Source organism: Vibrio sp. SCSIO 43137, assembly GCF_028201475.1.
In the GTDB taxonomy this organism is placed as follows: domain Bacteria; phylum Pseudomonadota; class Gammaproteobacteria; order Enterobacterales; family Vibrionaceae; genus Vibrio.
The window spans coordinates 604855-618817 of record NZ_CP116383.1 but is presented as its reverse complement, the minus strand read 5'-3'; the positions used below and the strand labels follow the sequence as shown (position 1 = coordinate 618817).

At 46.7% G+C, this 13963-nt stretch carries 11 protein-coding genes; 5 read left to right on the top strand and 6 right to left on the bottom strand.

The annotated features are described in order from the left end of the window. Positions 1 to 13 precede the first annotated feature (13 nt). The 3 genes from ppk2 to arsB all read left to right on the top strand — a co-directional run bounded on the left by ppk2 (position 14) and on the right by arsB (position 2364). The gene (ppk2, locus tag PK654_RS03025) at positions 14 to 790 is read left to right on the top strand and encodes a polyphosphate kinase 2 (protein ID WP_271697589.1); all 777 of its coding nucleotides are present in this window, start codon (positions 14 to 16) and stop codon (positions 788 to 790) included. 79 nt (positions 791 to 869) lie between these two features. Beyond that, positions 870 to 1211, top strand: coding sequence for an ArsR/SmtB family transcription factor (locus tag PK654_RS03020; RefSeq protein WP_443088733.1), 342 nt, complete (start codon positions 870 to 872; stop codon positions 1209 to 1211). 91 nt (positions 1212 to 1302) lie between these two features. After that, the gene (gene arsB, locus PK654_RS03015; protein ID WP_271697587.1) at positions 1303 to 2364 is read left to right on the top strand and encodes an ACR3 family arsenite efflux transporter; all 1062 of its coding nucleotides are present in this window, start codon (positions 1303 to 1305) and stop codon (positions 2362 to 2364) included. A 61-nt stretch (positions 2365 to 2425) separates the two neighbouring features. Here the strand turns inward: arsB and phoU are convergent, their stop codons facing one another. Genes phoU through PK654_RS02995 form a run of 4 tightly spaced genes read right to left on the bottom strand, consistent with a single transcriptional unit; the run spans position 2426 to position 7849 of the window. After that, a complete protein-coding gene (gene phoU, locus PK654_RS03010) occupies positions 2426 to 3124 on the bottom strand; it encodes a phosphate signaling complex protein PhoU (RefSeq protein WP_271697586.1) in 699 nt (232 codons plus the stop codon). A gap of 20 nt (positions 3125 to 3144) precedes the next feature. After that, positions 3145 to 3963 carry a phosphate ABC transporter ATP-binding protein PstB gene (gene pstB, locus PK654_RS03005; protein WP_271697585.1) on the bottom strand — a complete coding sequence of 273 codons (819 nt, stop codon included), beginning with the start codon at positions 3961 to 3963 and terminating at the stop codon, positions 3145 to 3147. A gap of 2 nt (positions 3964 to 3965) precedes the next feature. Continuing rightward, positions 3966 to 5612, bottom strand: coding sequence for a phosphate ABC transporter permease PstA (pstA, locus tag PK654_RS03000; protein ID WP_271698767.1), 1647 nt, complete (start codon positions 5610 to 5612; stop codon positions 3966 to 3968). A gap of 17 nt (positions 5613 to 5629) precedes the next feature. Then, positions 5630 to 7849: an ABC transporter permease subunit gene (locus PK654_RS02995; protein WP_271697584.1), complete on the bottom strand. Its 2220-nt coding sequence runs from the start codon at positions 7847 to 7849 to the stop codon at positions 5630 to 5632. Positions 7850 to 8057: 208 nt separating this feature from the next. On the opposite strand from PK654_RS02995, the gene ppk1 reads away from it, so the two are divergent. Continuing rightward, positions 8058 to 10163: a polyphosphate kinase 1 gene (gene ppk1 / locus PK654_RS02990; protein ID WP_271697583.1), complete on the top strand. Its 2106-nt coding sequence runs from the start codon at positions 8058 to 8060 to the stop codon at positions 10161 to 10163. Continuing rightward, the gene (gene ppx / locus PK654_RS02985; RefSeq protein WP_271697582.1) at positions 10156 to 11664 is read left to right on the top strand and encodes an exopolyphosphatase; all 1509 of its coding nucleotides are present in this window, start codon (positions 10156 to 10158) and stop codon (positions 11662 to 11664) included. The genes ppk1 and ppx overlap by 8 nt, the downstream gene beginning before the upstream one ends. 24 nt (positions 11665 to 11688) lie before the next feature. On the opposite strand, the gene PK654_RS02980 is transcribed toward ppx, so the two are convergent. Together PK654_RS02980 and phoR are read right to left on the bottom strand one after the other, a co-directional pair. Then, the gene (locus PK654_RS02980; RefSeq protein ID WP_443088722.1) at positions 11689 to 12642 is read right to left on the bottom strand and encodes a PstS family phosphate ABC transporter substrate-binding protein; all 954 of its coding nucleotides are present in this window, start codon (positions 12640 to 12642) and stop codon (positions 11689 to 11691) included. Between the two features lie 4 nt (positions 12643 to 12646). Further along, positions 12647 to 13945 (bottom strand): phosphate regulon sensor histidine kinase PhoR, encoded by a 1299-nt coding sequence (phoR, locus tag PK654_RS02975; protein WP_271697581.1) that lies wholly within the window; start codon positions 13943 to 13945, stop codon positions 12647 to 12649. Between the last annotated feature and the right edge of the window lie 18 nt (positions 13946 to 13963).

Here is a 13963-nt window from a genome sequence, read left to right as displayed (position 1 = left end):
CCGGAGTCGGTGTATGGCAAAGCTGGATAAAAAGATATACGAAACAGAACTGAAGAACCTGCAGATCGAGTTAGTGAAGCTTCAGGAGTGGGTAAAGTATAAAGGTTTACGTGTTGTGGTTCTGTTTGAAGGAAGAGACGCAGCAGGCAAAGGCGGAACCATCAAGCGTATTACCGAGAAGTTAAATCCACGGGTATGCCGCATTGCCGCTCTGCCGGCTCCTACGGAAAAAGAGAAAACCCAGTGGTATTTCCAGCGCTATGTTGCCCACCTTCCCTCCGCTGGTGAAATCGTTCTGTTCGACCGTAGCTGGTATAACCGTGCTGGCGTTGAAAAAGTGATGGGCTTTTGCAGCGAAGAGGAGTACGAAGAGTTTTTACGCTCCTGTCCCGAGTTCGAACGTATGCTGATCCGCTCCGGTATTATCCTGATCAAATACTGGTTTTCTGTCTCTGATGAAGAGCAGGAGAAGCGCTTTATGGAACGCATTAATACACCGATAAAGCGTTGGAAGTTCAGCCCTATGGATCTGGAGTCACGAAGCCGCTGGGCAGAATATTCTCAGGCGAAAGATCAGATGTTTAACTATACGGATACCAAGCAGTCTCCCTGGTGGGTTGTCGCCTCTGACGATAAAAAGCGGGCAAGGCTCAACTGCATTAGTCACCTGCTCTCCTGTATTGACTATCAGGAAGTCGAACATCCAAAAATTGAGCTGCCGGAAATTAATAAAGAGGGCTATATTCGCGCGCCTATTGAAGAACAGTCTCACGTACCAGACAAGTTCTGACTTTTTCTCTATCGCTAAAAAACGATTGACTTTACTCTTTACGGCTCTTACATTAATCGTCAAAAGACGATAGAGAAACATAATGACCCAGTGCAATGTAGATAACCAGCAGCTGTTTGATGTAAGTGCTGCCCAATTGGAAGCAGAGAAGAAACTGGCGGCAACGGCAAAAGCATTGGCTCACCCTGCCCGTATACGCATTCTGAAGATTCTTTCCGACCTTGAAAAAGCAGGAGGTTGCCTGAACAGTGACCTGGTTTCTCAGCTTGGTTTGGCACAGTCTACAGTTTCCGAGCATTTACGTATTCTGAAACAGGCAGAACTGATTAGTGCAGAACCTATTCCGCCAAAGGTGTGTTACCGAATCAGGCGGCAGAATATCGCAGGTTTCTCGAACCTTCTTTTAAATAACTTTAACTAGAAGCTATAGAGGCTGATGCTTATCAGCCTTTTTTACAATTAAACAAATCGTCTTTCGACGATTAGCGATAATAAATCACTCAGAGGAAATTATGTCAGATATTGCATTAGAACAGCCAAAACAGCTCGGCTTTCTGGATCGCTTTTTAACCTTGTGGATCTTTCTCGCCATGGCTGTCGGCGTGGCGCTCGGAGTCGCTTTTCCCCAGTCAATTGAGTCCATGAACAGTTCGATGACCATTGGCAACACCAATATCTTACTGGCATTTGGCCTTATTCTGATGATGTATCCTCCTCTGGCTAAAGTTGACTACAGCCTATTAGGCAAGGTATTTAACGACAAAAAAGCGGTCACCCTTTCTCTGACCCTTAACTGGATTATCGGCCCGGTACTGATGTTTGCTCTTGCGGTTATCTTTCTTGCTGATCAGCCTGAGTTAATGACCGGCGTTATCCTTATCGGCTTAGCCCGCTGCATTGCTATGGTTCTGGTCTGGAACGATATTGGTGGTGGTAACAGAGAATATGCGGCAGCGCTTGTCGCCCTGAATAGCCTGTTTCAAATTGCGACTTACAGTGTTCTGGCCTGGTTATTTATCACTGTACTGCCCCCTTACTTTGGAGTTAAGGGGCAGCTTATTGATATCTCCATTATTGATATCGCAGAGAGTGTTTTGATCTACCTTGGTATTCCTTTTCTGGCTGGTTTTCTGAGCCGGAAAATCCTGATTAGCAAAAAAGGAGAGCAGTGGTACACAGATAGCTTTATTCCTGCCATCTCCCCAATCACACTTATTGCCCTGCTGGCAACCATTGTGCTGATGTTTAGCCTGAAAGGAGAAATGATCATAGAGTTGCCAATGCAGGTGGTGCGGGTAGCCATTCCTCTTGGTATCTATTTTGTTCTGATGTTCTTTACCAGCTTTTATATGGCGAAAAGAATGGGTATCCCATTCGATAAGAATGCATCTGTTGCCTATACCGCAACCGGTAATAATTTTGAACTGGCCATCGCTGTGGCTATTGCTGTTTTCGGCCTGAACTCACCACAAGCTTTTGCTGGTGTTATCGGCCCGCTAATTGAAGTTCCGGTACTTATTGCGTTGGTTAACTTCACCCTGAAAAGAAAGTACTCACTTCAGAAGCAACAATAAATAAGTTGCCACAAAAAAGGAGCTGAAATCAGCTCCTTTTATCTCTATATCCTCAGCCTGATTAGCTCAGGTATTTATCAATGTCTTCTTCATCCAGATGGCGCACATCTTTGCCCTTAACAAAGTAGATAATGTACTCACAAATATTCTGACAACGATCTCCGACCCTCTCAATAGCACGGGCAGACCACATGATTTGCAGTATGGTAGGAATATTTTTCGGATCTTCCATCATATAGGTCATCAACTGGCGGATAACCGCTTCATATTCCGCATCAAGTTTATTATCTAACTTATACACATTGGCCGCCGCATCAACATCCATACGGGCAAATGAGTCCAGAACCTGATGCAACATCTCAATGGCCTGCCGGCATAAAGGCTCAAGGGAAACGTGGAATTTCTGCTCTTTGGTGGAAGGCGTTTCAATGGCAACACGGGCAATCCGGGTGGCAACATCACCGATTCGCTCCAAATCTGTGATGGTTTTAATAATGGCCATCACTAAACGTAGATCTTTCGCCGTCGGCTGACGTTTGGCAATAATACGGGTACAGGCTTCATCGATAGAAACCTCAAGGGCATTCACTTTATGGTCATCTTTGACCACCTTCTTAGCCAGCTCAATATCTTCTTTATTCAGTGCCTGCATGGCAAAAGAGAGTTGCTGCTCAACCAGACCTCCCATGGTCAAAACATGAGTCCGGATAGACTCTAGTTCGACGTTAAACTGACCGGAGATATGACGACCAAAATGCATAGCGACCCTTATCTGTTGCGTTAACCGTAACGGCCGGTAATGTAATCTTCCGTCCGTTTCTTAACTGGTGAGGTAAAAATGGAATCCGTATCGTTGTACTCGACTAGCTTACCTAAATGGACAAAAGCTGTATAGTCACTCACCCGGGCAGCCTGCTGCATATTATGGGTAACAATCACTACTGTGTACTTGTTTTTAAGCTCATTGACCAGCTCTTCAATAGTCAATGTCGAGATAGGATCAAGGGCGGAAGTAGGCTCATCCAGCAATAATACTTCGGGTTCAATGGCGATGGCACGAGCTATCACCAGACGTTGCTGCTGACCACCAGACAGGCCAAAAGCGCTATCATGCAGTCTGTCTTTAACCTCATCCCACAGCGCAGCGGCTTTTAAGGATTTCTCTACCGCATCATCAAGCACTCTGGCATTCTTCACTCCCTGCAGGCGAAGGCCAAAGATAACATTCTCGTAGATAGACTTAGGGAAAGGGTTCGGCCTCTGAAAGACCATCCCGACACGGCGCCGTAATGTCGCTACATCGACATCGCTATGGTAAATGCTCTTACCGTTCAGGCTGACCTGACCCTCTATACGGCACCCTTCAACGAGATCATTCATGCGGTTAATACAACGTAGCAAGGTTGACTTACCACAGCCAGACGGGCCGATAAATGAGGTCACCTTGCCTTTGGGTATTCTCATGGAAATATCCACCAGCGCCTGACTGTTGTTGTAGAACAGATTGAGGTTATCTATGGCAATTGCAGTATTGTCATCAGACAAACTATGAACGTCTAGCGGCGGTTCATAACCCAGTGTAGAGCTGACAGAGTACATACTTAATCTTGTCCCAGAGAGCGGTATTTCTCTCGTAAGTTGTTTCGGATATTAATCGCGGTCAGGTTTAACCCTACAACAACCATCACCAACAGAAAAGAGGTAGCGTAAACCAGCGGGCGCGCGGCCTCAGTATTGGGAGCCTGAAACCCGACATCATAAATATGATAACCAAGGTGCATAAATTTACGCTCCAGATGGATAAAGGGAAAATTTCCGTCAACCGGCAGACTGGGAGCCAGCTTAGCCACCCCCACCAGCATTAGCGGAGCTACCTCTCCGGCGGCTCTGGCAATCGCTAATATCAAACCAGTTAAAATGGCCGGGCTGGCCATAGGGATTACGATGCGCCATAGGGTTTCAAACTGGGTTGCCCCCAGAGCATAGGAACCATTACGAACCGACGATGGAATTCTGCTTAGCCCCTCTTCCGTTGAGACAATCACAACCGGAAGCGTGAGTAAGGCTAAGGTCAATGCCGACCAAAGAATACCTGGCGTACCAAATGTCGGCGCCGGCAGCTTATCAGCATAAAACAGCTCATCTATCGAACCGCCAATGTGATACACAAAAAAACCGAGTCCGAAAACACCATAAACAATGGAAGGAACACCAGCCAGATTAATCACGGCAACCCGTATCATACGGGTCAGCATGTTACTGGCGGCGTACTCGTGTAGATAAATAGCAGCGATAACCCCGAGAGGCGTTACGATAACGGACATCATAATCACCAGAAAAACCGTGCCGAATATGGCCGGAAATATCCCCCCCTCTGAGTTGGCTTCCCTTGGTTCATCAAGAATAAACTTAGTTACCTGAGTTAACCAGTGCACCAGCTTTTCAGCAAAACTCATATCATTGGGATACCAGGCATCGAGAACATACTCCATCGAAATCGGACTCTGCTGGCCGGTCATATCCTCAACCAGAATATAATCTCCCCTCAACCGCTGCCGTAGCAGATCCAATTTAGATTCTGCTTCTGATAACAGGGATGAAAGGGCTTGTTTCTTTTCAGAATACTCTTCAATAAACCCTGCGGTTAGTTCACCATTAAGCTCTGCCTTCTGCTTTTCCAACCTCAGTTGATTTAACTTCCAGCCTATCTGACGGATATCCTGATTGGAGATCCTCTCTATTTCTATACGCAGTGTCTCAGCAAAGTCGATAGCATGACGGATATGAGTTTGAAGATCGCTGGAATAACGGCCATTTTCCGTTACATATGCGAGAGGCTTACCAAAAAAGTCTCCATTTTGAGTCCGTTCAAACACCGCCCACTCTTTTGGGTAGCCAAGATGAGTCACCTCATCCTGCAGAAGGGAAATAAAATCGAGGGAGTAGAGCTCGCGATTAGCAATTTTTATATTTAACCGCTCTACCCGGGCAGGTTTTTCGACATTACCTGTCAGGCTCCGATTCTGGGCAGAAATATATTCTGCCGGCACTGAATCACGTTGGTAGACCTGACCGACAATGCGTTTGCCATTAGTGTCCTGCCACATGGATAGTTGGGTCGGCCAGAAGTAGGTTAACCCTTTCCAGCCAATCAGTAACAGAAGGCCAAACACAGAGATCAGGCTGATGCTTACCGCACCTCCCGTTAACCATACCCATGGTTTCCCTGATACCAGCCACTGTTTTATAAACTTCACGTTAAAACCTACATTGAGCTATATTTTTCTTTTAGTCTCTGCCTGACGATCTCTGCCAGAGAGTTTACAAAGAAGGTAAAAATAAACAGTAAAAGAGCCGCCAGAAACAGCAGACGATAATGTGTGCCGCCAACTTCTGACTCAGGCATTTCTACCGCAATGGTCGCCGCCAGACTTCTCATACCATCAAAAATATTAAGATCCATTATCGGCGTATTTCCCGTCGCCATCAGAACGATCATGGTCTCACCAACCGCCCTGCCCAAGCCAATCATTACCGCAGAGAATATTCCCGGGCTGGCTGTTAGCAGAACCACATATATCAAGGTCTGCCACTGAGTCGCCCCCAAAGCAAGGGAACCATCAGACAGATGCTTAGGTACAGAAAAAATAGCATCTTCTGCAATGGTAAATATGGTGGGAATAACAGCAAAGCCCATCGCCATACCGACAATCAGGGCATTTCTCTGGTCATAATCCAGCCCGTATTCAGAAAGGAATATTCGCACATCGCCGTTAAACAACCACTGCTCCAGCACAGTAGAGGAGTTAAGGCTGATCAAAATAATAATCAGAAAAACAGGGACTAATGCAATGGAATGCCAGCCACCGGGTAGCCGTCTGCCGGACACATTTGACAACAGACTCCAGATCAACCCAACCAGCAAGGCTGAGAACGGCAGAAGGATCATCATACTGACCACCCCGGTCAGGTTATTCTCAATAATAGGTGCCAGCCAGATGCCGGCGAGAAATCCGATAATAACCGTAGGCAGTGCTTCCATCAGCTCTACCGCTGGCTTAACGGCACTTCTCATAGGTGAAGACATAAAATAGGCGGTGTAAATGGCGCCCATAATAGCGATAGGTACTGAGAAAAGCATGGTATAGAAGGTGGCCTTTAAGGTACCGAAGGCGATAGGGATCAGACTAAACTTAGCTTCAAAATCATCGCTGGCCGATGTGGACTGCCAGACAAACTCCGGCTCAGGATAGTTCTCATACCAGACTTTTCTCCACAGAGAGTTAAAGGAGACTTCCGGGTGAGCATTCTCTATCTGAAAAACCTGTAATGACTGTTTACCCGCCGTGATTAAATATCTTTCATTACCCGACAGCCCCGCAGCTAATGGAGCAGCATCTATTGCTGTTTCAGAAAACAGCTCTCTTTCACTTGTAGTGTAGAAACTCTTTAGCTCGCCATTGTGGTGCAGGCTATAAAACCCCTTGCGGAACGGATCCATAATCAAACGACTGACGGGGCTATTTAGCTGAAAACTGCGGATTTGGGTAAGGTGGCGCTGACCGCTCTTAAGCACATCAAACCACTGAGAAACTGTATTGTCGGAATAAGAGACCATCAAAGACTGGGCACCGGCGAGCAGCGCGATATCTGCAACACTCTTCTCATCGCCATCCCGTACTAGATCGACTATCTCACGTACCCTGAACTTATCCGCCTTTCTGTTCATCACAATCAGATCATTTCCGGACAGTACGAATAACTGACGACCGTCAGGCGATAACAACAGTTTGTCTGTCTGCTGCGGAAAGCCGGGTAAGGTGACCGCTTTATGCTTCCAGACCGAGGTACTGCTTTCCGGTAAAAGCTGCTCTGCTTCAACGGCATACGCCTTTCCTGACGCCGTGACGCCGACAAATATCCCTTTACTCTCAGAAATAGCAAAGCTCAGTTGAACAATGGCTTCTCTTTGCGGATCCAGCAGGATTGTCTGCCCGCCATAAAAACGCTCCAGCTCAGGAGTCAGGACTCTGCCCTGTGCGGTAAAGTTAGCCTGAAAGGATGGCTTAACTGCAACGACTTCACCCTGATTATTGCCATAGGCATACCAGCCGTGAGCTTTGTCTCCGGCAGCAAAGCTAGTGGGCTCATTCATCACCTGACGAGCCAGCACTGTCTGTGCACTGTCGCCTTTAAAGCTGAGATAGCGAACCAGACCTTTATCATCAAACAGATAAGCATTTTCGCCATACTCCCCCACACTTACGGCGACAATATCTTCCCCAGCGGCAAAGTTATATTGCCCTGTACTTTCAACATATCCGTCAGAAAACAGAGGGGTAACGATCATTAAAAGATAGACAAACAGCAGCAAGATCGCCGCCAGCACACCTACCCCACCACCTGTGACAGTAATTCGGGCTATGCGATCTTTTAAAAAACGTTTTTTATCCCTCTCTTTAAGGGAAAAACCGGATGCGGACATCTAAAGGGGGCCTCTGTATATTTGTCGCCAATAATATTTCGTTTGCATGACAGTTAGATTACACTAAATTTATAAACACTTGAAAATAGTGGGGCAAAATTCACACGTAGGCTTCTGTGAAATATTTTTGTAACAGAAAACACCTACCTTTCACTCTTCCCTGTCAGGGAAACTCCTCAAGTAGTGGCTAACATCGTCGGAAGGTAATATGAGCGCAGAAAAGCTGTATATAGATAAAGAACTAAGCTGGTTATCATTTAATGAACGTGTATTGCAGGAAGCGGCCGATAAAAATGTTCCGCTTATTGAGCGTATCCGCTTTCTGGGAATTTACTCAAACAACCTTGATGAGTTTTATAAGGTCAGATTTGCTGATGTTAAACGACGCATTTTAATCTCAAAAGAGAGTGGCGGTAACGACGACGCCAAGATTCTGTTATCGAAAATGCAGACAAAAGCCGCTCAGTTGGAAAATGACTTCGATGAACTCTACGGTGAGCTGCTGCTTGAAATGGCACGGCGGCGTATTTTTCTGGTTAATGAAAGCCAGTTAAATGAAGAGCAGCAAAAGTGGGTAACCCAATACTTCAGAAAAGAGGTTCTGCCCCATATTACTCCGCTACTGATTAACGATGATATTGATGTACTGCAGTTTCTGAAGGATGAGTACGCTTATCTTGCCGTTGAACTAAAAAAGAAGAAGAAAAAGGAGACCTCTCAGTATGCCCTGCTGGAGATCCCGACCGATCAGCTGCCTCGCTTTGTGATGGTTCCGGAGCAGAAGGGCAAGAGACGTAAAACCATTATTTTGCTGGATAACATTATCCGTTACTGTCTGGATGATATTTTCAGAGGCTTCTTTGAGTATGAGTCACTGGCCTGTTACTCCATGAAAATGACCCGGGATGCAGAGTACGACTTAGGCTTTGAGGTGGAACATAGCTTGCTGGAACAGATGTCTGAGGGAGTTTCCCAGCGTCTGACAGCCATGCCGGTACGCTTTGTTTATGAGAGAGAGATGCCGAAAGATATGCTCTCTTTCCTGTGTAATACGCTGCAGATTTCCAACTACGATAACCTGATTGCCGGTGGACGTTACCACAACTTTAAAGACTTTATCGGCTTTCCTAATGTGGGACGCGATTACCTTGAAAACAAACCTCTGCCACCACTGACCTGTGCCGACTTCGATAACTACGACAACAGCTTTGATGCCATCAAAGCGCAGGACATACTGCTTTATTACCCTTATCACACCTTCGATCATATTACTGAGCTGGTGCGGCAGGCCTCGTTTGATCCAAAAGTACGCAGCATAAAAATAAACATCTACCGGGTAGCGAAAAACTCCAAGTTGATGAACTCTCTGATCGACGCGGTACATAGTGGTAAAGAGGTAACCGTAGTGGTTGAACTGCAGGCAAGGTTTGACGAAGAGGCCAACATCGAATGGTCTAAGGTACTGACTGAAGCCGGGGTTCATGTTCAGTTTGGTGCCCCGGGTCTTAAGATCCACTCTAAACTGCTGCTGATATCCCGCCGGGAAGGCGATGAGATTGTCCGCTACGCCCATATAGGCACAGGCAACTTTCACGAAAAAACCGCCCGTATTTATACCGACTTCACCTTGCTGACCGCCGATCCTGAGATCACTAACGAAGTGAGAAATGTATTTGGTTATATCGAGAACCCGTACCGGCCGGTTAAGTTTAATCAGTTAATTGTCTCTCCGCGAAACTCCCGCAGTCGTTTGTACAGATTGATCGATAATGAAATTGCCAATGCCAAAGAGGGAAAAAAAGCCGGAATCACATTGAAAATCAATAACCTTGTTGATAAAGGCATGATCAACAAGCTCTATGGCGCCAGTGCCGCAGGGGTTAAAATCAAGATGATTATCCGCGGTATGTGTTCCCTTGTTCCCGATGTAAAAATGATCAGCGATAATATTGAGATCATCAGTATTGTTGACCGTTTTCTTGAGCATCCACGAGTGATTATCTGCGAAAATGGCGGTGATCCGTCCGTATACATCTCTTCAGCAGACTGGATGACAAGAAACATCGATTACCGTATTGAGGTAGCGGTTCCGGTACGGGATGAAAGACTTAAACAGCGAATCATGGATATAATTAATATCCACTTTACCGATACCGTAAAAGCACGCTGGATCGATAAAGAGATGAGTAACACTTATGTGCCTCGTGGCAATAGAAAGAAAATCCGTTCGCAGGTCGCAATCTATGACTACATCAAACAGGTAGAGAAAAAGACCCGGGCAAACAACCAAGCAGTTAAAGAAAAAAATGAATGAGAAAATCGGCTTAGAATCACGCAAAATCGCTGCCATTGACCTCGGCTCTAACAGCTTCCATATGGTGGTCGCCAATGTTGTCGGTGAGGATCTGCATATTGTCAGCCGTCATAAACAGCGGGTTCGTCTGGCATCAGGTCTGGATAAGAGCCGTATTCTCAGTGAAGAGGCGATACAGCGTGGGCTGGACTGTTTAGCTATGTTTGCTGAACGGCTACAGGGATTTGAACCCGGTGACGTAAGAATTGCCGCAACTCATACGCTACGTCAGGCCAGAAATGCCATCTTTTTTATCCGCAGGGCCAGAGAGATCCTGCCGTTTCCGGTGGAGATTATTCCCGGAACAGAAGAAGCGCGTCTTATCTATCTGGGTGTGGCTCATACCCAACCGGAATCTGAATCTAAACTGGTGATTGATATTGGTGGCGGTAGTACCGAAATAATCATCGGAGACGGCTTTGACGCCGAACTGGTCAACAGTACGCTGATGGGCTGCGTCAGCTTTACCGAACGTTATTTTCCCAATGGCGAACTCAGCCGTGAAAACTTTGCCAGAGCAGAGATCGCCAGCCAGCAGCAGTTTGAGTCCTTGATTCAGAGCTATAAAAGAAAAGGCTGGCAACTGGCTCTTGGCTCATCCGGAACGATAAAAGCGGTACGCGAAGCGCTGGTTGGAATGGGCTATGAAGATGGCATTATCACGGCCAAACGCATGGCAAAACTGATCGAGCTTATCTGTCAGGCTGACAACTTAGCCGACCTAAAACTTGAAGGGTTAAACGATGAGAGAAAACCCGTTTTCCCTGCCGGTGTCGCCATTCTGGACGCTTTAATTAAGGGGCTGGATATCAGAGAAATGCACTTTTCCGATGGTGCTCTCAGGGAAGGCTTACTTTATGAGATGGAAGAACGCTTTGAGCGAACCGATATCCGTATGCGCACCACGGAAAATCTGGCCAGAAAACATCTGGTGGATCTCAGCCATGCCGATAAGGTACGCAAACAGGCATCCGGCTTTTTAAAACAACTTATCACGGATAAAGAGTTTAAGAACAATGAAGAACTGACCTCCCTGCTTGGCTGGAGTGCCCTGCTGCACGAAGTCGGCCTGAGTATCAGTTATCAAGGGTGTCACCGCCATGCCGCTTATATTCTGCGTTACACCAATATGCCCGGCTTTAACGCTGAGCAGCAGCTTGTGCTCTCCACTCTGGTGCGCTTCCACCGTAAATCACTGAAACTTCAGGAAATGGAAGAGTTTACTCAGTTTAAGAAAAAGCATGTTATCCAGTTAATTCGTATTTTAAGGTTGTCAGTACTGCTCAACGGGCAACGCAATGACGACCCATTACCAGAATTAAAACTGAGAGTGAAACAGGAAGATCACTGGAAACTGATCTGCAAAGAGGCGGACTGGCTGGAAAACAATAAGTTGTTACAAGCCGATCTGGAAACTGAATGCGAGTTCTGGAAAAAAGCGGGCTGGAAACTGGAGTTTTAAGCTCTACACTCATTAAAAAGTCGGTTATAAACCGACTTTTTTCAGCTCTTCTGCCGCAAGGTCCGGAGAAATTGGCAGGTAACCCTCTTTCTCAACGACTTCCTGACCTTCCTCAGAGAAGATAAAGCGGACAAACTCTCTCTCAATCTGTGACATTGGCTTGGCCGGGTGTTTGTTTACATATACATAGAGAAAACGCGACAGAGGATATTCTCCGGAAAGAATGTTCTCTTTGGTCGGAGCAACATATTCTTCCCCTTCCCTGCTGACAGGCAGCACCTTTACACCAGACACCTGATAGCCGACACCGGAATAGCCGATAGCATTGATAGAAGAGGCTACCGCCTGAACCACTGAGGCAGAACCGGGTAATTCATTGACATATGGCTTAAAATCACCACCACACAGAGCCGTTTTCTTAAAGTAGCCATAAGTACCTGAAACGGAATTTCGTCCGAACAGCTGTATCCGCCGCTTTGCCCAGTTACCCTCGACTCCCAGAGAATTCCAGCTGTCAGTGGCAAAATTGGCTCCGCAGCGCATGGTATTAGAGAACACACTATCAATCTGTTGAAAATCCATACCTCTAACAGGATTGTTTTTATGTACAAACAGTCCGATCGCATCAATAGCAACCTTAAGTTCAACAGGGCGGTAACCGTGTTCACGCTCAAAGGCTTCCAGCTCTTTAATCCTCATAGGCCGGCTCATAGGGCCAAACTGCGCCGTTCCCTCCGTTAATGCCGGTGTTGCTGTAGAAGAGCCTGACGCCTGAACCTGTATATTGACATTAGGATAGTAGGCACTGAATTTTTCACTCCAGATAGACATCATACTTGCCAGAGTATCTGAGCCTATGGAAGTCAGGTTACCGGAAAGCCCCGCTACCCGCTTATAGTCGGATAAGGCTTCAGCAGATGTTGAAGAGCTCAGGGAGATGAGTAAGGCAAGAATATAGTGTTTTTTTAGACTCTTCACACAACTACCTGACAATCATACGTTTAGGCAGTACAAAGGAGAACTGGCTTCCGACGCCCACTTCACTGCTGATTTCAAGCATGGAGTCGTGGTGACTCAGGGCATGTTTTACAATAGCCAGCCCCAAGCCACTGCCTCCCGTTTCCCGGGAGCGGGCTTTATCTACCCGGTAGAATCGTTCAGTAAGCCTGTGCAGATGCTGCCCTTCAATACCGTCACCGCTATCTTCAACATCAAGGTGAGCACCTCGAACTGTCTCATACCAGCGTACATGAATGTCAGCACCTGCCGGTGTGTATTTTACTGCGTTATAGACAAGGTTAGAGATGGCACTTCGTAGCTGGTCTTCATCGGCAAACACCTTAAGCTTCTCATCAACATCAAAATGCAGCTTATGTTTGTTATCTCCACTCAGGGTATTGGCTTCTTTTTCCAGCACCTCCAGCATATTAGGTACATTGACCACTTCATCGAGCTCATGCATGGGAGCGGCTTCAATTTTGGATAGGGTCAACAGCTGCTCGACCAATGAATTCATGCGGTTAAGCTGTTCTGTCATCACGCCATGAGCTTTCGGCCACATTGGCCCCTGCAACATATCAGGGTCTTCCGTCATCTCCAGATAGCCCTGTAGCACCGTCATAGGCGTTCGCAGCTCATGGGATACATTAGCAAAGAAGTTTCTTCTCATTCCTTCCAGCTGCTTTAACTGGGTTACATCACGTACCACCATAAGATGCTCGCCTTCGGTATAAGGCACAATACGAAGTTCCAGCATCCGCTCAATATTCAGGGGAGAGCGCATCTCCAACGGTTCGGAAAAGTCGTTACGGTTGATATATTTTATAAAGTCTGGCGTACGGATAAGGTTAGAAATAGGCTGTCCAGAATCATCGGGCCAGCGGAAGCCAAGCAGATGCTGAGCCAGCTTGTTGCACCAGACAATATTGCCTTCGCTGCGGAATACTACAACGGCATCAGGCAGGGATTCAGCACCGTTACGGAAACGGCGGATCAGGTTGGTCAGCTCTTTGCGTTTGCGCCTTTGTCTCTGGCCCAAGCGGTATATACCGTTAAACAGCCCTTCCCAGCTTCCTGTCCCTGACGGGGGTGTCAGACGTTTCTCATCCCATAACCAGGAAGACAAGCGAATCTGATTGTTCAGGTGCCATAAAAGCTGAATAGCCGTGGCAGCTAACAGCAACCACGGCATGTATCCGAATAACCAACCGATCATTACCCAGGGGGTATAAAAAAAGGCTAATGACCAGATCAGTTTTTTCCAGGTTAATTTCTCTATCATGCAGCTCTTCGCAGTGAC